18 protein-coding genes and 1 pseudogene are annotated in these 17,784 nt (G+C 34.7%); 16 read left to right on the forward strand and 3 right to left on the reverse strand.

Annotation, left to right across the window (positions count from 1 at the left end; translation table 11 throughout):
- The first annotated feature begins 209 nt into the window (after positions 1 to 209).
- From BN1242_RS07290 to BN1242_RS07340, 11 genes are all read left to right on the forward strand, one after another.
- Positions 210 to 707, forward strand: a complete 498-nt coding sequence (locus BN1242_RS07290) for a hypothetical protein (RefSeq protein ID WP_062353540.1) — start codon at positions 210 to 212, stop codon at positions 705 to 707.
- Positions 708 to 835: 128 nt separating this feature from the next.
- Positions 836 to 1,456 (forward strand): nitroreductase family protein, encoded by a 621-nt coding sequence (locus BN1242_RS07295; RefSeq protein ID WP_062353543.1) that lies wholly within the window; start codon positions 836 to 838, stop codon positions 1,454 to 1,456.
- A 223-nt stretch (positions 1,457 to 1,679) separates the two neighbouring features.
- The gene (locus BN1242_RS07300) at positions 1,680 to 2,156 is read left to right on the forward strand and encodes a hypothetical protein (protein ID WP_062353546.1); all 477 of its coding nucleotides are present in this window, start codon (positions 1,680 to 1,682) and stop codon (positions 2,154 to 2,156) included.
- Positions 2,153 to 2,644: a hypothetical protein gene (locus BN1242_RS07305; RefSeq protein WP_062353548.1), complete on the forward strand. Its 492-nt coding sequence runs from the start codon at positions 2,153 to 2,155 to the stop codon at positions 2,642 to 2,644. Before BN1242_RS07300 ends, BN1242_RS07305 begins: the two co-directional genes overlap by 4 nt.
- An 802-nt stretch (positions 2,645 to 3,446) precedes the next feature.
- Complete coding sequence (gene ytvI / locus BN1242_RS07310) at positions 3,447 to 4,502, forward strand: sporulation integral membrane protein YtvI (protein WP_062353551.1); 1,056 nt, start codon at positions 3,447 to 3,449, stop codon at positions 4,500 to 4,502.
- A gap of 300 nt (positions 4,503 to 4,802) precedes the next feature.
- Positions 4,803 to 6,029 carry an RtcB family protein gene (locus BN1242_RS07315; protein WP_062353556.1) on the forward strand — a complete coding sequence of 409 codons (1,227 nt, stop codon included), beginning with the start codon at positions 4,803 to 4,805 and terminating at the stop codon, positions 6,027 to 6,029.
- 51 nt (positions 6,030 to 6,080) lie between these two features.
- Entirely contained in the window at positions 6,081 to 6,587 is a 507-nt protein-coding gene (locus BN1242_RS07320; protein WP_062353559.1) for a DUF1648 domain-containing protein, read from the forward strand.
- A 378-nt stretch (positions 6,588 to 6,965) separates the two neighbouring features.
- Complete coding sequence (locus tag BN1242_RS07325) at positions 6,966 to 7,307, forward strand: hypothetical protein (protein WP_062353562.1); 342 nt, start codon at positions 6,966 to 6,968, stop codon at positions 7,305 to 7,307.
- Positions 7,308 to 7,969: 662 nt separating this feature from the next.
- The gene (locus BN1242_RS07330; RefSeq protein ID WP_062353566.1) at positions 7,970 to 8,575 is read left to right on the forward strand and encodes an NADPH-dependent FMN reductase; all 606 of its coding nucleotides are present in this window, start codon (positions 7,970 to 7,972) and stop codon (positions 8,573 to 8,575) included.
- 20 nt (positions 8,576 to 8,595) lie between these two features.
- Positions 8,596 to 9,786, forward strand: a complete 1,191-nt coding sequence (locus BN1242_RS07335; RefSeq protein WP_062353582.1) for an NAD(P)H-dependent oxidoreductase — start codon at positions 8,596 to 8,598, stop codon at positions 9,784 to 9,786.
- A gap of 289 nt (positions 9,787 to 10,075) precedes the next feature.
- Positions 10,076 to 11,011, forward strand: a complete 936-nt coding sequence (locus BN1242_RS07340; RefSeq protein ID WP_062353585.1) for an FAD:protein FMN transferase — start codon at positions 10,076 to 10,078, stop codon at positions 11,009 to 11,011.
- A 95-nt stretch (positions 11,012 to 11,106) separates the two neighbouring features.
- On the opposite strand, the gene BN1242_RS07345 is transcribed toward BN1242_RS07340, so the two are convergent.
- The 3 genes from BN1242_RS07345 to BN1242_RS07355 form a co-directional block, all read right to left on the reverse strand.
- Positions 11,107 to 11,742 (reverse strand): hypothetical protein, encoded by a 636-nt coding sequence (locus BN1242_RS07345; protein WP_062353588.1) that lies wholly within the window; start codon positions 11,740 to 11,742, stop codon positions 11,107 to 11,109.
- 106 nt (positions 11,743 to 11,848) lie between these two features.
- On the reverse strand, positions 11,849 to 12,580 hold the full coding sequence (locus tag BN1242_RS07350) for a hypothetical protein (RefSeq protein WP_062353592.1): 732 nt from the start codon (positions 12,578 to 12,580) through the stop codon (positions 11,849 to 11,851).
- Complete coding sequence (locus BN1242_RS07355; protein ID WP_062353595.1) at positions 12,577 to 13,152, reverse strand: RNA polymerase sigma factor; 576 nt, start codon at positions 13,150 to 13,152, stop codon at positions 12,577 to 12,579. Before BN1242_RS07355 ends, BN1242_RS07350 begins: the two co-directional genes overlap by 4 nt.
- A 122-nt stretch (positions 13,153 to 13,274) precedes the next feature.
- On the opposite strand from BN1242_RS07355, the gene BN1242_RS07360 reads away from it, so the two are divergent.
- From BN1242_RS07360 to BN1242_RS13195, 5 genes and pseudogenes are all read left to right on the forward strand, one after another.
- A complete protein-coding gene (locus BN1242_RS07360) occupies positions 13,275 to 14,432 on the forward strand; it encodes a COG1470 family protein (RefSeq protein WP_062353598.1) in 1,158 nt (385 codons plus the stop codon).
- Between the two features lie 2 nt (positions 14,433 to 14,434).
- Positions 14,435 to 15,391, forward strand: a complete 957-nt coding sequence (locus BN1242_RS07365) for an ABC transporter ATP-binding protein (RefSeq protein WP_062353602.1) — start codon at positions 14,435 to 14,437, stop codon at positions 15,389 to 15,391.
- On the forward strand, positions 15,378 to 16,421 hold the full coding sequence (locus BN1242_RS07370) for an ABC transporter permease (protein WP_077216139.1): 1,044 nt from the start codon (positions 15,378 to 15,380) through the stop codon (positions 16,419 to 16,421). The genes BN1242_RS07365 and BN1242_RS07370 overlap by 14 nt, the downstream gene beginning before the upstream one ends.
- A 220-nt stretch (positions 16,422 to 16,641) precedes the next feature.
- Positions 16,642 to 17,406, forward strand: a complete 765-nt coding sequence (locus BN1242_RS07375) for a MerR family transcriptional regulator (protein ID WP_062353605.1) — start codon at positions 16,642 to 16,644, stop codon at positions 17,404 to 17,406.
- Positions 17,407 to 17,420: 14 nt separating this feature from the next.
- A pseudogene (locus BN1242_RS13195) lies at positions 17,421 to 17,543 on the forward strand (zinc ribbon domain-containing protein); the annotation flags it as partial.
- Between the last annotated feature and the right edge of the window lie 241 nt (positions 17,544 to 17,784).

Genomic DNA, 17,784 nt, shown 5'->3' on the forward strand with positions numbered 1-17,784 from the left:
GTCTCCCGAGCGATTATACTAGGAATGCGAGGTTTTTAATTTTCTAGCCAATTATTGATGTCCTAAATAATATTATACGAGGGGGAATTGGATGGAGAATCTTTTTAACTCAGTCGGATGGGAAAAAACGGGAGTAATTTTAATTATACTAGTTTGGTTGTTTTTTTTACCTTCTTTCATTTAGAGCAAATAAAAAGGGAATGAAAGAAATGGCGGTTCAAAAATTTCAAGATTACTCTGGTTATATTAAGATTCCCTCGTTGCCACAAGTAATTTCAGACAATGGTTATGTAAGAGCAGAGTGGAACGAAACTGGAGTCATGATGAAACAACCGAATCAAGAGATTAAGTCTGTTAAAGGTATAATTAGTATGTTTAAGGGCTTAAAAGATGGTGAGAGTGTAGATAATTATTTTCATGATGTTTTTATCTCCTATAACGAAATGATTAGTATTCGTCGGATTGTCAGTTCAATGGGGGGCAGAAAAAACTTCAAACATTCGATTCAAATAAAAGGAAAAAATAACACGATTGTAGTGGATACTACTACATTAACTGGTGAACAATGGTCAAAGTTAATTAATGCTTGCTTGTATTTCAATCGTTCACTTGAAATTGATCAAATTATCATGAAGATTTATGTTAACAAAAAAATCCCAGCAATGTATGCAACGCGAAAAATGGTAAACTATTCCAAACAAATTTAGAGTGAAGCGGGATGTTCTTGTTAATTACGAATCTTTTGAATTGTTGGGGACAGTCCCCCATAAAGTAATAGTGATTATGTTCACAAACATACATAAAAAAACATACAAAAATAAGGCAGGGTGTAAAAATGAGTAGTTTTCTTGAATTAGTAAGAGATAGAAGATCAGCGTCCAATTTTTTACCTAACAATCCAATTAGTGAGGAGCAATTGCAAGAAATTTTTGAGATAGTAAAATTGAGCCCATCAGCATATAATTTGCAACATGCACATTATATCGCAATCCGAAATCCTGATGTAAAAGAAAAATTATATGTTGCAGCTAATAAACAATATAAAGTGTTGAGTTCCTCAGCAGTTATAATTGTTTTAGGCGATAAAAAGGCATTTTATGATGCTGCAACTATTTATAGTGGTTTAAAGCTCCTTGGGATTGTAGATGAACAAGAATATGAATATATGGTCAATGATACGGTTTCGTTTTATGAATCTAGGGGGGACGTTTTTCATAAAGAAGAAGCTATTCGTAATGGTTCTATTTCAGCAATGATGTTTATGTTAGCTGCCAAAGAATACGGATGGGATTCTTGCCCAATGATTGGATTTGATCAGGATGAGGTTAGAAAAATATTATCCATTGATCCAAAATATGAAATTGTAATGATGATTACGCTAGGAAAAGAAAAAATAGCTAGTAGAAAACCACGTGGTTATCGAAAACCAGTAAATGAATTTGTTTCTTATATATAAAAAAGGCGGGGACTGTCCCCAACAATTCCAAAATTTTCGAATTGTTGGGGACAGTCCCCCATGAATGGTTTTTTCTTTTGTGTGCATATTAATAATGACGGTGCTGTTTATTATATTTTAATTGTCTAGAGATAGAAGTGTTTGTTCAATAGTCTACAACTGGGAGTGTAGGAATCATTGCATTTTATTTCATTTATGTATTGTAAGAAAGGAGCTGTGACTAATGCCTTTCGCTTTAACATTATGTTTAACACTTCTAATATTATATAGTTTTATTTTCACCAAAAAATACATTCATCCATTGGAAATATCGTTCCTCTTGTTATTACTAGTGTTAAGTTATACAAGTTTAATGTCCATTCTGTATGTGAACCTAGATTTATGGGAAATCCGAAAAGACAATTATGCAAGAGTTGCTTTTGAATTAAATAGTATTTTATATGTTCCGTTAACCATTATAACATTTGTAAATTTACTGGAAAAACAAAAGTGGAAACTCACTCGACTAATTGGCTATTCTATATTAACATTATTTTTCCTCTTTATCGGTGAACAGATACTCAAACATACAAAGGTTTTCCAACATAATAATTTTCCGTTACACCATTTACTATTAGTTTGGATTGCTTTATTTATAATATCCGTCATTGCAAAGAAATTATTTCGAAAACTGTTATTTAGAGAAGGGATTATAAAATGAAACTCTTACCATTACCGGATAATTTCGATAAAAATGAATGGTTTTTAGTTATTTCATTAATAATTAGTTATGTTAGTATATTATTTTTAAAACGTAAATTTCACTCATCCATATTTTTATTACTTATTGTGTTTTCCGCTTGCATCGCCCGAATCGCTGATTTTATATTAGCAGGTCCAGGCCTTGACATGTATGATTTAATGGATACGAAGTACTTTGATTTAACGGATTTATTAACCTACCTTTTATATGGTCCATTTGCCATTGTTTTTATATATATTTATGAAAAATTCAACTTAACTGGAATAAAAACATTTATTTACATCTTAGTTTTCTCGACAATTGGTACCGCTTTTGAATATTTGACAGTTATTTTTAAAGTATTTACATTCAAGGAGTGGAAATCGTTTTATTCATTTAATGTGTATTTGATTGTTCAGCTTTTAACATTAATCTTTTATCACTTTGTAAAAAAATATTATAAATAGTGGGAATTATTCAAGATAAAAACTTTGTCTATCCCACTTAATTCAAAAAAAACGGTAATTTAATCAAGATTAATAATGTAACAGTTGAACTTACTTTCAAAACAATTCACACAATTACAGTTGTATAAAAGTAATAGAACAAAAAATCTCAAAAATAAGTCAATACATCCAAAATGTAATGATTACGATACAGATTCTCTCTTTTTTATGCAAAAAGGGTAAAAAATCCATCCTTAATGCACCGCAAAAAACTTATTACTGGCTTTTTCTCTTTTGCCATTTCCGGAAATAGTAATTTCCCAACTCACCCAGGGCTGTGCTCGTTTAATTTATCCACCTTCACCTTCACAATATTGTCAGACCCCGATTAAGATAGCATTCAATTTAAATAAATCCAAAAATTGCGCTATTATGTAAAAAATTCCGATTAGTTTATTTGTTTTAGCTATTTAATATGATCCTTATTAAAGCGCTTATCCTTTGAAAATTCAATATAAAAAGCAAGGGGATATAATGAAGTCTCTATTTAGGCAACTAAGGTGGAAATAACATTATAGACAGATAAAAGGGAATTTTGCCATTTTGCTAGAGGAAATCTGAAACAAACAGAAATTTTTAGATAAAAACTAACAATCCCTATCGAACAAAACATATAGGAAAAATGTTTATCTTAAAACGAAAATAAAGAGAGAAAAATATCTTTTATAGAAAAAAGTTTTTGGTCATATTGTTTCTATCCTTCCTTTAGGTTATATGATAAAATTACTTTAATTATATAAAACGTTTGGAAAGGGGCCCTCTGTTGAAGAAATTTTTCACACCGAAACGGATTATCATTGGATTAGTATTCATTGCAATCATTGCGCTCTTATATTTTCACTCCGCTGCATTTATGCCCTTTATTTTAGCATTGTTCACTGCCTTTGTGCTAGAACCGTTAATCAATTTAGTCATTCGCATATTTAAGCTAAAAAAGAGGTTTCCAGCCGTAGTAATAGTTTTTATTATGTTTATTTTGTTTTTAGCAATACTGCTATATTTAACCATTACACGCTTAATTAATGAAACAATTCGGTTTGTTGAACGAATTCCTGGCTATTTTGTTGAAATAACGGATTATTCAGAGGAAATAATCATTCGTTTCAATGAAACGGTTGCTAACTTACCAGCAGTCGTAATTGATGAAATTGAAGAGCTCAATACTTCGTTAATTACTTGGGCTACCAATATGGCACAGGATGCATTGGCCATGTTGGCTGGTTGGGCCCAAGCAATTCCAAATGCTGTAGTTGTAACGATTATTTATTTAATTGCGTTGTTTTTATTTAGTCTCGATTTACCGAAATATAAAGACAGTTTCTTTAACCTTTTCCATGAAGAAAACGCGAAAAAAGTACGATATATGTTACAAAGATCGACACGTTTCTTTACAGGATTTTTTAAAGCACAATTTTTAGTTAGTGTAATCATTTTTATTGTCAGTTATATCGGACTAATGATTATCACCCCTAAAAATGCGCTAATTATGTCGTTAGTAATTTGGATAATTGATTTTATTCCATTCATCGGTTCTATCGCAGTACTAGCGCCATGGGGTTTATTTCATTTAATCAGCGGAGATATGGAACTTGCCGTTGGCTTATTTATTTTAGCGGGTATTCTTCTTATCATTAGAAGAACCGTTGAGCCTAAAGTGATGGGGGATCAAATTGGATTACCAACATTACCTACACTAGCAGGGCTATGGATAGGACTGTATTTTTTAGGTATTATCGGTTTGATTATTGGGCCGCTTACGATTATTGCAATCTATTCAGCTAAAGAGGCCGGATTAATTAAATTGGATTTTAAAATATAATAGGGTAAATTACTGAGAAAATAGTGTCGTCTGAAGGTAACAGATCACACTATTTTTTTTATCACAGCACATATCTTTAACTTTGACGAAATTAAAATGTTAATAATGAATAAAAAGTGGAAACATCGCGTTAATTATGAAATGGGCGAAACTAAGTGAATTATATCCCGTACGAACTAGTAGTAGATAAACTTATTATTATGAAACTTTTCTTAAAAATAATCGTACGGATGTAAGAGAAGATACATGAAGAAAGTTTTTGCAAAACGTTATTTAGGACATAACAGGGAGAGATGTATTGTGATTACTATACAGGGGAAGGCAACTGAAGCAGTTATTCATTCTAACAACCCACAAGAAGCTGCGATCAAACAAATTGAGGAATTATGTCATCAAGACTTTTTAAAAGATACGAAAATACGAATTATGCCGGATTACCATGCTGGAAAAGGCTGTGTAATTGGCACAACGATAAAATTAAAAGATAAAGTTGTGCCAAACCTCGTCGGGGTCGATGTTGGTTGTGGTGTGTTAACAGTGAAACTAAAAGATAAAAAAATTGACTTTCATACACTTGACCAAGTTATCCGTCAATTCGTTCCAAGTGGTATCGATATTCATACTGAGGAAAGTGCTAATCAAATTAAAACAGAATACCCCGTTCCAGAACTTTTTAAAGCAAGTATTTTAAGTGAAAACAAGAGTCTATTAAGCTTAGGGACTCTTGGTGGTGGCAATCATTTTATTGAAGTATCCGAAGATTCATATGGATATCATTATTTGACGATTCATACTGGAAGTCGCTACGTTGGCTCAAAAATCGCCAACTACTACCAAAAGTTGGCTATTGCTAATCATCGCAGGCAAGATTTAACGGAACATATTGATCGATTAAAGAGAGAGAACCGTCATAATGAAATCCAAGCATTTATTGAATCTTATAAAGGACAACATCCAGTTATTCCTGATGACCTCGCATATTTAGAGGGTGATGGTTTTGAGAACTATATTTACGATATGAAACTTGCACAAAGTTATGCAGTGGCAAATCGTACAGAAATAGCTAGAAAAATTTTGGAGAAGATGCAACTTACAGAATTGGATCGGTTTGACACGATCCATAATTATATCGATACAGATGCAATGATCTTAAGAAAAGGAGCCGTTTCTGCGAAAAAAGGTGAAAGGCTGATTATTCCTATTAATATGCGCGATGGCTCAATCCTTGCTAAAGGAAAAGGCAATCCAGAGTGGAATTATTCTGCTCCTCATGGGGCGGGGCGCGTATTGAGTCGAACAAAAGCGATGCAAACGCTCAGCATGGAAGAGTTTCACCAAGCAATGGAAGGAATTTACACTACTTCGGTAATGAAAGATACGCTAGACGAAGCACCCATGGCCTATAAGCCAATGGCAGAAATCATGGAAACGGTAGAGGAAACAGTGGAGATACAAGAATTTATCAAACCAGTCTATAATTTTAAAGCAAGTGAAGCAGTTCCGAAATGGATGCGTAGGAAAAAATAGGGACTAAATTTTCTAAAGAAGTATTCGAATCTTTTTTTTGGAGGGGTGTTTATGTCCAACAACTATCAGAGGCCGAAACTAAAAATTCCGAAAACAACGAGTGAAAAACTTTGGGACATTGTTGGACTTAGTATTTTTCTAAGCTCCGTCATCTTCTTAATTTTCGTATGGAATCAGCTACCAGATAAAGTTCCAGCACATTACAATTTTATAGGAGAAATCGATCGTTGGGGGTCGAAATGGGAATTGATTCTTTCACCAAGCATCAGTCTTTTCATGCTTGTTTTTTTACAAATATTAGAGAGATTCCCAGAAACCCACAATTATCCAGCGCGACTAAATGATTCAAACGTAAAAGAGTTTTATTTACACAGTAGGAAGTTTCTAAATTTACTCAAAAACTTAAGTCTAGTATTGCTGTCACTCACTTTTTATGAATCAGTATTTATTGCTCTACAATGGTGGAATGGCTTTGGACCGTGGTTTCTCCCGATTACGATAATTGTGTTAGTCGTTGTTATCGTGAATGGTATTTTACAGCAGAGGAAAATAAGGTGAATTGAATTCTTATCTAAAGATTGTTTGGAATGAGTGTGTCAATTTGTGCAAAAAATAAACAGGCACGAAAACTTTTCTCATAATGAATTTAAGCTGGTTGTCTCCATTGATAGGCCGAAGACTCTAAGTTTTCAGTGGGAATATTTTTGCTATAAAAAATGTCCGTTAGTTGACTTTTTTGGTAATTAGCTGTTATTTAGTTTTTGGATTGAAACGTATGTTCTTATATGGTATAATTTTTTTGATTAATTTATTTCTGGAAGAAAGAGGTGGACATTAACAAGTTGTATAAAGGCGATATGTAAAAATATCCAAATTTTATGCGCTAGTTTCCATTTACAATTAAACAACTTATAATTGTGAGGGGTGGTGAACGAATTGGATAAAATTTATGAATTACTACTGCATATGCAGAAGGAACAACAAGAGTTTAAGGAAGCAGTACTTGGCAAATTCGTTGAAATCGATGAAAGATTCGATAAGATTGATGCAAAATTCGTGGAAGTCGATGAAAGATTCGATAAGATTGATGCAAAATTCGTGGAAGTTGATGAAAGATTCGATGAAGTCAATGGAAATTACAAGAATATGGAAAAACTAATTAAAGGTATAGGTAACCAATTCGAATACACCAATCGATTAAGAATGCAGGATATTGACTTTCTTTCAGAAAAAATTACGAAACTGGAAAAAGAGCTATACTTGCTAAAAAATAAATAATTGGAAGACTGGGCATATTAAGCCCTTTTTTGTATTTTTTTTAACAAAAACACTTCATTACCACAATATCATTGTTCTTAAATATCCACTTACTTTTAAAAAAGATTAGTTCATTTAGTCAAAGACTACTATTCAAACAATGAATATTAACGTATTCACCCCCCGCATTTATAAGACCACAGAAAAATTAGCTCATCTAATGTGAACTAAATCGCATTCTAATTATTAAATCTAGATTACACTTAAGTTTAAGTGAATACTCGAAAAAAGCACAATGTCATTCGTTATCGCTTTCGGCATAATCCGCATGAATTTTCATTACTATTCAAAACATTTACAAAAAAAACGAATGCCAAACTATTTAGTTAACCTATTTACATCTTTATTTTAAATAATTTTTAATATTCACCTTGTGTTAATGTTGTTAATGGTATATAATAAATTATGTGATAAACATCACAAACTTATTTAAAATCAAAAATGTTTTACAAGAAATCTTTAGGGTAGCCTAAAAAATGAAGGTCACATGTATCAAAAACATCGTGTGAACTTGGGATCACAGAATTTTCAACACTACATAACAGAAATTAACGTTCGTCTCTTTCCCTGTTCCCAAAGCATGAATTTACCTTATACATATTATTGGAAAGGAGCAATAAAAAATGAAGAAATTAATTGGTATTGTTGGAACGAATTCCGATAAATCAACGAATCGGATGTTGCTACAATTTATTCAAAAGCATTTTGCAGATAAAGCAAATATTGAACTTTGTGAAATAAAAGATTTACCTCCATTTAATAAGCCTGAAAATCGGGTAGCTCCAGCGGAAGTACAGCAACTTTCAGATAAAATTGTAGAAGCGGATGGTGTGATTATTAGTACCCCAGAATATAATCATTCCGTACCAGCTGCATTGAAAAGCACATTAGAATGGTTTTCTTATACTACGCAACCACTTATTGACAAACCAGTCATGATTACTGGTGCTTCTTACGGCAGACTAGGTTCATCACGGGCGCAAACTCATTTGCGACAAATGCTCGATGTTCCAGAACTAAAAGCACGAATTATGCCAGGTTCGGAGTTTTTATTAGGTTTTTCTTTACAAGCTTTTGATGAAAGTGGCAATTTAACGAATAAAGAAAAGGTAGCAGAACTAGAAGGAATTTTTAATGAATTCCTCCGCTTTGTGGAGATTACTAATCAATTAGTTAACAACAATCCCCAACATACAAACCGAAGCAAGTTTTCATGGGAGGAAAATTAAATCGTTAGGAGGATATTTCGATGAAAATCGTTGGAATCGTTGGATCAAATGCTGATTTTTCCTATAACCGTCTTTTATTAGAGTACATTGCGAAAAAGTTTAAAAAACTAGTGGAAATCGAAGTGCTAGACATTAAAGATGTACCACTGTTTAACCAGTCAAATGACCAAACAAATAGTGAACCTATCCAATATTTAAATAAAAAGATTTTAGGAGCTGACGGGGTCATTATTGCGACACCAGAATACAATCATACTATTCCATCTGCTTTACAAAGCGTAATTGAATGGTTATCATTTAAAATTCATCCACTAGATGGGAAACCGGTTATGATTGTCGGGGCTTCCTATGATGTGCAAGGTTCTTCTCGCTCCCAATTACATTTACGCCAAATTTTAGATGCACCTGGAGTTAACGCAGTTGTTATGCCGGGTAACGAATTTTTATTAGGTGAAGTCCATAAAGCTTTTGATGAGGAAGGCAATTTAAAAGATGGACAAACGGTGCAATTTTTAGAAGTTTGTTTGAAAAAATTCATCCGTTTCATCAATGTTGTGAATGTCTTGAACGCACCAGAGGGCATGAAGGATTTATCAAGCACGGAAGATTTACACGCTACTGGCAAAATTGATACCACTATTGAAGGTGTCGACATGTTAGCCGATGACTGGGTAGAGCAAGCAGCAGAAAAAACAGGTGCAGTCGAAGGGAAAACATATGTCAAACTGGACCGAGGTATTTTAACCGTAGATCAACTTAATTATTTTCTCAATTCCATGCCAGCGGAATTAACTTATGCGGATAGCAATAACCAATTCCTATACTATAATCATAAATATGATGCGGAAGAAATGTTAGCATCGCGGCGACCAGAACAAGTAGGGAGTCCGCTCGCAAACTGCCACCCAGAAAGAGTGTATAGTGGTGTAGCTTGGGTTATTCAGCAATTACGTACTGGCAAACAAGAGGTAGTACGAACTCATGTGCCTACGCACGGACCAGATAAGTTCGTTGTTCACAGTTATCAAGCAATTCGTGATAAAGAGGGAAATTATCTCGGAATAAATGAATATGTACAAGATATTAAACCAATTATTGACTGGTACTTAGAACAGACAGGTCAACAATTAGTTGGTGGTGGCGTCGATGCCGTCTCTGGTGCAACATCTAAGGTGGACACCGTATCTGGGGCCACGGTAAAAGATAATTAAGGAATTATGAAAAGAGGTCGGCCTGGCCTCTTTTTCGTCTTTGCAATAGGTTTTGCTCATTTGGTACGATATTGCTTGAAAAAGTTCTATATCCAAATTATTCATCAAAACGATAAATGACAAAAAATGATGATCCACAAGTAACTATGGTTGAGAATTTTTTTAGCAAACAGTCAATTGTTTTCGCTTGCAACTATGTATAACAACTACTTTTTCATAGAACAGTCTGATACCATTGATCAATTTTCAAAAGTTATCTGGCTCTGGACGAAAGGGTGATACATTCACAATGCAAAGTCGTGAAGTTCATATGATGGGAACGATTATTCAATTATCGGTTCAACATAAATATGCCCGTTTTGTTTTAGAAGAACTTATTTTACGCTTGAAGGAATACGAACAACGGTTTAGTGCCCATGATCCTCAATCAGAATTAATGCAAGTGAATCGTAATGCAGGGATTCAACCGATAGCGGTACATCCTCAATTATACGAATTAATTAAACTTGGTAAAATACATAGCACTGCATCAAGTAGTATGTTAAATATTACGATCGGTCCTTTAGTAAAAGCATGGCGGATTGGGTTTCATGATGCCCAAGTTCCAACATCCCAACAGATTCAATCGTTATTGAGTAAAACAAATGCCAATGATATCATTCTAGATGATAAAAATCAAACCGTTTTTTTAAAACATCGTGGAATGTTTATCGATTTAGGGGCGCTCGCAAAAGGATTTATTGCGGATCTTCTAATTGATGACTCACAATCAATGGGTGCCGAAGCGGGACTTATAAATTTGGGCGGAAATGTGATGACATATGGGAAGTCTCCCAATCATAAAGATGGATATTGGCGAATTGGAATTCAACACCCATTCCGACCCCGTGGTAAAAATATAGCGATTTTGCGGGCACTCCACCAGTCTATTGTTACATCAGGAATTTATGAAAGAAAATTTACGTATAACAATGAAACTTATCATCATATTTTAGACCCTGCTACTGGATATCCAGTGAAATCGGAAATTGCTGGATTAACGATCGTATCAAAAAAATCGGTAGACGGTGAGATATGGACGACCCGTCTATTTGGCCAACAACCACGGATGATCATTGATACATTAAACCAACTAGAAGACATCGCCGGAATTGTTGTCACGACAACTGGAGAGCTTTATTATTCGGAGTCTTTGAAACCATATTTACTTGAGACATCCATATGATTTATTGATTTTTATTCAGCAGAAAATCACCAGATAGAAAACGATAAAAAAGTCGCCATATTCAGCGACTATTTTATCGTTTTCTCGATCTTTCATCATTGATTATAATCATTGTCCCTTAGATGCGGTTCGGTAGGTTTTAGAGCAAATAAAAGTAAAATAATAAAAACAGCAAGGTTACCAATGAGCGATACACGAAACCCAGGAAAAATAATCGGAATGAAAAAAGGATATAAAAGAAATGCACCAATTGACGCTATTAAATGATTCGTAATTTGATCTACCCTTTCATCTAAACTATATCTTCGACTACGGTATCGGTAAAGTACTACGAGCTTGAGTGAAAACTTGTTAAGTAAATCCGGCAGTCTAGTTCTTCTGAAATAAATAATAGTAATATAAAACATGATTACATAAATTACTCCGTAAGAACAAGCGAATATTAGTAGAGCCGAATCCTCAAAGTCGAAAGGGTTTAATGGTTTTCCAGCAACATAGAAGTGAGATTTACCTAAAAAGAAGGGATGGGTATAAATTGCAATGCCTGCTAGCACACTATTAAAAACAATAAATAGTAAGAATAGTAGTATCTTCAAAACATGGATAAACAATACTCCTGTAATTCGGAATATTGTTGTTAGTATTTTTGAACGGCTTATAATGGTTGCAATCACTGCAAAGATAATGAATACGATAAAAAATATGCCATAATTAATAAATAGCTCACCCAAACAAAACTCCCCCTTATCCCTTTGCATCAACTATACGTTTGAAGGGGGAGTTTGATTCACCATTATTTAGGAAACTTCACTTATCCTAACATTTAAATAGTTATCTCTATCGTCTAATCTCAACGAAAAACGTATCCGGCCCAGTTGGTACAATGCTGCCACCTTTTGGTTCGAGGCTGGCTTTTATTTCGATAAAGTTTTGAACATCCATACCTTGAATGAACATTCTTGATGAGCCGTTAATGGTTGGAATAATTGCCCCAAGGACTTCATTGTCTTGAAAAATAATCCATAATTGGTAGTCGTAATTATTCATCTCAACTAAGCCATCCACTTCAAGCAACAGCTCTCTTGTTGCATCGTTAATCCAAATATTCCCTTGTAACGGCGGATCAGATTGCATAGAATGTTGGACTGGAATAATGTGCAACTGTTCCGTGTTCGGTTTTTTTAGAAAATTAGTAGCTTGAATTTCGTCATTATGTGTAATCAATAATTTTCGGTCGGAATCTTTCAAATCATTGAGGAAAACAAAGGCGATAATAAAAAAACAAACTACGACTGCCACACTTAATTGCCAAACTCCCCTAATTGAGAATTGCCACTTACGATTCTGCCTCTTTTCAACCGATTGCCAAATTTGTTCTCTTAATTCGTCATTAAGATACCCATCGCCCTTCCCTTCGACATTTAACACCTGCTGCCATTCTCGCCATTTTTCTTGACATGTCTTACAGTCTTGTAAATGTTCTTGTACTTTATGAGAGTCAAACTTTGGTAAGTTCCCTAATGAATAATCAATCAACTGTTCATCTGTTAAGTGCCGAAATGTTGTCATTTGCTTTCACTCCTATCCGCCTTTACCCAATGAAGTAACGTTTTTTGTTTGCGTAAATTATTTAACCCGTAACGGATGAGTGATTTTACCGAGCCGAGCGGTCTATGCATCCTACCAGCAATTTCTTTATGTGTCTCCCCGTTGAAATAGGCTCGAATAATTGCTTCTCGCTGGTCAAAGGGAATAGCATTTAATGCATCTATCAATATGTAGTTTTGTAGTTCAGAGAAAAATTGCACATCGGCACCTTTTTCTTTTTGTTTTAATAGTAATTCTAAGCGATTCACTAATAGTGGTTTCTTTTTTCGCAGTCGATCAATGGAGCGGCTTTTTGTTTTCACGGCAAGCCATGCTTTGACACTACCTTTTTTCGAATCATATTGTTTATATTTTTGGAAAACCTCCAAAAATACATCTTGGGCAATATCCTCCGCCTCAGTTTCATTTTGAACGATATGAAGGGCAATTTGATATACGAATGAAATGTGTTTTTCGTAAAAAGTATCGAAAGCTTGCCGTGAACCGTGGGCAATTTCATCTAAAAGACGAATACTTTCCTGATTGTCATCCATCACAATTCCTCCTAATCACCCTTTTCACTATAAATTTTATTACATTTTTCTAAAAAAACAAATCCAAAACAAAGCAGCCTCCGTATCAAAAATGAGAACAAAAAATGAAGGAGGAACAAATCATGCTAAAAAGAAAACTTTTCACTATCTTTGTAAGTACCATTTTATTAGCTGCCTTCGTTCCGGTTCACTACGTTTATGCACTGGAAGGTATTACATTATTCACTCCTCACACCGGTGTCACGGCAAGTCCTGGGGAGACGATCCATTACAATGTTGATATTATTAATGAAGGTTCAGCGATTCAAAGTATGTCCTTTATGATGGAGGATTTGCCAAAAGGATGGAAATACAAAATTACATCTGATGGATCAGAAATTCGTCAGCTATCTGTAAAAGGAAACAGTGAAGCATCGATTTCAGCAGATATTACCGTCCCGTTGGATGCAAAAAAAGGAGACTACTCATTTAAAATGGTTGCTAAAGGAGATGGCAATTCATCTTCCGTAACATTGTCTGTATCAGTTACAAAACAAGGATCCATTGAAACAGAATTGACGAGTAATCAAACAAACTTAGAAGGTCATGCTGATTCTACTTTTACTTATACTGTTAGCCTAAATAATAAAACTACCGAAACACAAAATTATGCGTTAAGTAGTAAAGTGGAAGATGGTTGGAGTGTCCGCTTCTTATCTGAAGGGAATTCCGTCACATCTATATCATTAGAACCTAATACTTCAAAGGAGTTAACTGTAGAGGTAAAGCCACCACAAAACGTGAAAGAGGGAACTTATAATATTCCTATAACAGCTGCAACAGCTAATTCTAATTCAGATTTAACGTTAGAAGCAGTTGTGACAGGTTCCTTTGGTATCGAAATTGGCACACCATCTGGAGTATTAAGTGATGAAATAACAGCAGGAAAGGAGAAAACAATTGAATTAGAAGTAAAAAATACGGGAACTGCTCCGTTAAAAGATATTACCCTCTCTGCCAATACTCCTTCCAGTTGGGAGGTAACATTTAATAGTGAAGAAATAGCGGAACTGGCGGCAGGTAAAACCAAAAAAGTAAAAGCAACGATCACAGCTCCCGATGAGGCAATTACTGGGGATTATGTTGTTACTTTTAAAGCGACAACCGCAGAAGTTTCAGCAGATGCAACGTTTCGAATGTCCGTTGAAACGTCTACTGTTTGGGGCTTAATTGCCGTTTTCATCATCATAGCTGTTGTGGTAGGTCTTTACTTGATTACGAGAAAATTTGGGAGGAGATAAACGTGAATGAAGCAATTATTGAGCTAAAAGAGGTGACGAAGCAATATGATAACCACCTTGCTGTCAACGACTTATCTCTTTCCATAAATAAAGGTGAAATATTTGGTTTACTCGGTCCGAATGGGGCCGGAAAGACAACGACCATTTTAATGATGCTCGGATTAAGTGAACCAACATCTGGCACTGTTTTAGTTTCCAGTATTAACTCGACAACAAACCCTATTGAAGTAAAAAAGAAAGTTGGTTATTTGCCTGATAATGTTGGATTTTATACAAATATGACTGGCTTAGAAAACTTACTCTTTACCGCGGGGCTTAACGGCATTTCAAAAAAACTGGCAGAAGAACGGGCGAAATTGTTATTAGAGAAAGTCGGTTTAACTTATGCCGCACATAAAAAAACGGGAACTTATTCGCGAGGGATGAAACAGCGACTTGGCCTAGCGGATGTGTTAATGAAAAATCCAGAGATAATTATATTAGACGAACCGACACTAGGGATTGACCCAGAAGGTGTAAGGGATTTTTTGCAACTGATCCGTGAGTTAAATGAAAAGGATGATATTACGGTACTATTAAGTTCACACCATCTCCATCAAGTGCAACAAATATGTGATCGAGTAGGAATTTTTGTTAACGGGAAATTGTTAGCACAAGGAAATATTCAACAGTTGAGTAAAGAATTATTCGCCTCAGAATCAATCGTAACAGAGGTAATCGCGAAACCTTTAAGTGAAGAGTTGGTAAAAAGTCTGCAAAACATGACTGGAGTTCAGCGGATTGAAATGGTAAGTGATGATCAAGTAATAATTCATAGTGAGGAAGATATTTCCGGACAAGTTAGTCGCCTAATTATCCAATCTGGTAGTGAACTTTATCAGTTATATCGGAAAAACTTCGGATTGGACGAAATTTATCATCGTTATTTTGAAGGGCGTGAAGTAAATGAAGCTCGCTAATATTCAAAATAAATGGTTTAAGCAAAAAGACATCGAGCGTTCAGAAGTAGTCCGAGAAAAGGATACGAAAAAGCGCAATGTGTTTTGGGTGTTTGTTAGTAAGGAGATTACCGACTATTTATCTAGTTGGCGAATTATTATTTTACTAGCCATCCTTTTACTAACATGTATTGGCTCTCTATACACTGCAGTAACAACAATTTCGGATGCGCTTGATGCTTATAAAGATGCTAGTCAAATTGGACGAAACTCGTATTTGTTTTTACAAATATTTACAATTTCTGATGGTAGTTTACCGTCGTTTGTTTCTTTCGTTAGCTTTTTAGGGCCGCTGCTCGGAATTGCCCTCGGTTTTGATGCGATAAACGGAGAAAGAGGCCGGGGAACGTTAAGTCGGTTATTAGCCCAACCGATCCCGAGAGATTATGTTATTAATGCGAAGTTTGTTGCAGCATTAATTATTAATGTCATACTATTTTTTGCTTTAGGCTTATTAGTTATGGCATTTGGAATCCTTATGTTAGGGATTACCCCAAGTTTGGATGAGTTTTTACGAGTGATGAGTTTTATTGGGTTAATCATCGTTTATATCGCTTTCTGGCTAAATTTAGCTATCTTGTTTTCTGTTATTTTCAAACAACAAGCAACATCTGCCTTGTCAACGATTGCTATTTGGCTATTTTACAATGTGTTTTTCTCTATTATTGTCAATCTATTTACGAAATCGTATTTAACGAATGTAGCGAGTGAAGGAGAATATGTGAATAGAGTGAATGCGATATTAAATGTTTACCGGTTTTCACCAAACTATTTATTCCAAGAGATGACAACCGTATTGTTATCGCCAACAACGAGAACGACTGGCTTAATGACGATGGAGCAAGTAGTTGGTTCCATTGCGAGTCCGTTGAAGTTGCAAGCAAGTCTATCGCTCATCTGGCCACAAATTACTGGATTAATAGCAGCAACTTTCATCTGTTTTACAATCGCTTATGTAACCTTTACCCGACAAGAGATTAGAGCGAATTAAAAAATGGTTATATAAACAAATTTAATCCACCATCATTTTGTTTGATTAACAAAAATAGATGGTGGATTTTGTCATTCTCACTTTGTAAGTGGTATATATCAAGGAAACTTAAGCATAGTTTCTATTTTTGAGCAGTGTATATTCCATTACTTTTATAAAAACACTATTTACATTAACGTAACGTAAAGGTGTAAAGTAGTGTTGTCAGGAGGTGAAACAAATGGAATACACTGTTCAACAGTTAGCAAAATTAGCGGGAATAACAGGCCGAACATTAAGGTATTATGATGAAATTGGCCTTCTTAAGCCGGCGAGAGTTAATTCATCGGGCTATCGAATTTATGGGGAAAAAGAAATCGATCAGCTGCAACAAATATTATTTTTCCGAGCATTAGAGGTGGATCTCGATACAATAAAAAAAATAATGCAGTCACCTGAATTCGATATGATAACTGCATTGAAGAGTCATCGGGAAGAGCTCCTGACAAAACGCAGGCAGATCGATTTATTAATAGAAAATGTGGAAAAAACAATTGCTATGAAGGGGGGAAAGGTAACGATGAGTAATCAAGAGAAGTTTTCAGGATTCACAAAACAAATGATTGAGGAAAATGAGAAGAAATTTGGGAAAGAAATTAGATCAAAATATGGAAATAAAACTGTTGATAAATCGAATGAAAAACTAATGGGAATGACAGAGGAACAGTATCTTGTGGCGAAAAAGCTAGAGGAACAAGTTCTTGAAACGCTAAACGAAGCATTTGTAACTGGAGATCCTGCAAGTGAAATTGCTCAAAAAGCAGCGGACCTGCATAGGCAATGGCTTAGTTTTTATTGGAGTCAATATACAAAGGAGGCTCACGCTGGCGTTGCTCAAATGTATGTGGCTGACGAGCGGTTTTCCGCCTATTATGAAAGGGAACATAAAGGTGCAGCAAAATTTCTACATGATGCAATTATGATTTATACAGGAGTGGATAAATAGTCAAACTATTATAAAAAATGTTCGATATTCAGCGTAATAAGTTTCTCGTCGTCTTTTGTAAAAATTGCGGTTATTGCGAGCTATATAGCAAGGATACGTCAACAGCCTCTTGTATTGTTGACTTATTGTTAGGTTGAACGTGAGAAGAAAAAATCACACTAAAAGTAGTGTTGGGGCAAATACAAAGACAATTTCGGTTGGGGAAATTCAGCTGGCTATTATGCTAGTTTCCCCTAAAATTTTAGTGAATGAAAGAGGTAAAATACCGCATTAATCTCAAGTGCAAAACTTCTGCAAGAATAAATTTAGAATATATTATTTACTACAAGTTTGTAAACTGTAGTTTATTACATATTTAACATTCCTAATATTCAACTT

The sequence above is a fragment of the Bacillus kwashiorkori genome, assembly GCF_001375515.1.
Classification (GTDB): domain Bacteria; phylum Bacillota; class Bacilli; order Bacillales; family Caldibacillaceae; genus Bacillus_BK; species Bacillus_BK kwashiorkori.

Coding starts and splice junctions, on each gene's coding strand:
- BN1242_RS07300 (WP_062353546.1), top strand. CDS start 1,680: ATGCCTTTCGCTTTAACATTATGTTTAACACTTCTAATATTATATAGT.
- BN1242_RS07335 (WP_062353582.1), top strand. CDS start 8,596: ATGAAAATCGTTGGAATCGTTGGATCAAATGCTGATTTTTCCTATAAC.
- BN1242_RS07295 (WP_062353543.1), top strand. CDS start 836: ATGAGTAGTTTTCTTGAATTAGTAAGAGATAGAAGATCAGCGTCCAAT.
- BN1242_RS07360 (WP_062353598.1), top strand. CDS start 13,275: ATGCTAAAAAGAAAACTTTTCACTATCTTTGTAAGTACCATTTTATTA.
- BN1242_RS07370 (WP_077216139.1), top strand. CDS start 15,378: ATGAAGCTCGCTAATATTCAAAATAAATGGTTTAAGCAAAAAGACATC.
- BN1242_RS07330 (WP_062353566.1), top strand. CDS start 7,970: ATGAAGAAATTAATTGGTATTGTTGGAACGAATTCCGATAAATCAACG.
- BN1242_RS07320 (WP_062353559.1), top strand. CDS start 6,081: ATGTCCAACAACTATCAGAGGCCGAAACTAAAAATTCCGAAAACAACG.
- BN1242_RS07305 (WP_062353548.1), top strand. CDS start 2,153: ATGAAACTCTTACCATTACCGGATAATTTCGATAAAAATGAATGGTTT.
- BN1242_RS07350 (WP_062353592.1), bottom strand. CDS start 12,580: ATGACAACATTTCGGCACTTAACAGATGAACAGTTGATTGATTATTCA.
- BN1242_RS07290 (WP_062353540.1), top strand. CDS start 210: ATGGCGGTTCAAAAATTTCAAGATTACTCTGGTTATATTAAGATTCCC.
- BN1242_RS07355 (WP_062353595.1), bottom strand. CDS start 13,152: ATGGATGACAATCAGGAAAGTATTCGTCTTTTAGATGAAATTGCCCAC.
- BN1242_RS07340 (WP_062353585.1), top strand. CDS start 10,076: ATGCAAAGTCGTGAAGTTCATATGATGGGAACGATTATTCAATTATCG.
- BN1242_RS07375 (WP_062353605.1), top strand. CDS start 16,642: ATGGAATACACTGTTCAACAGTTAGCAAAATTAGCGGGAATAACAGGC.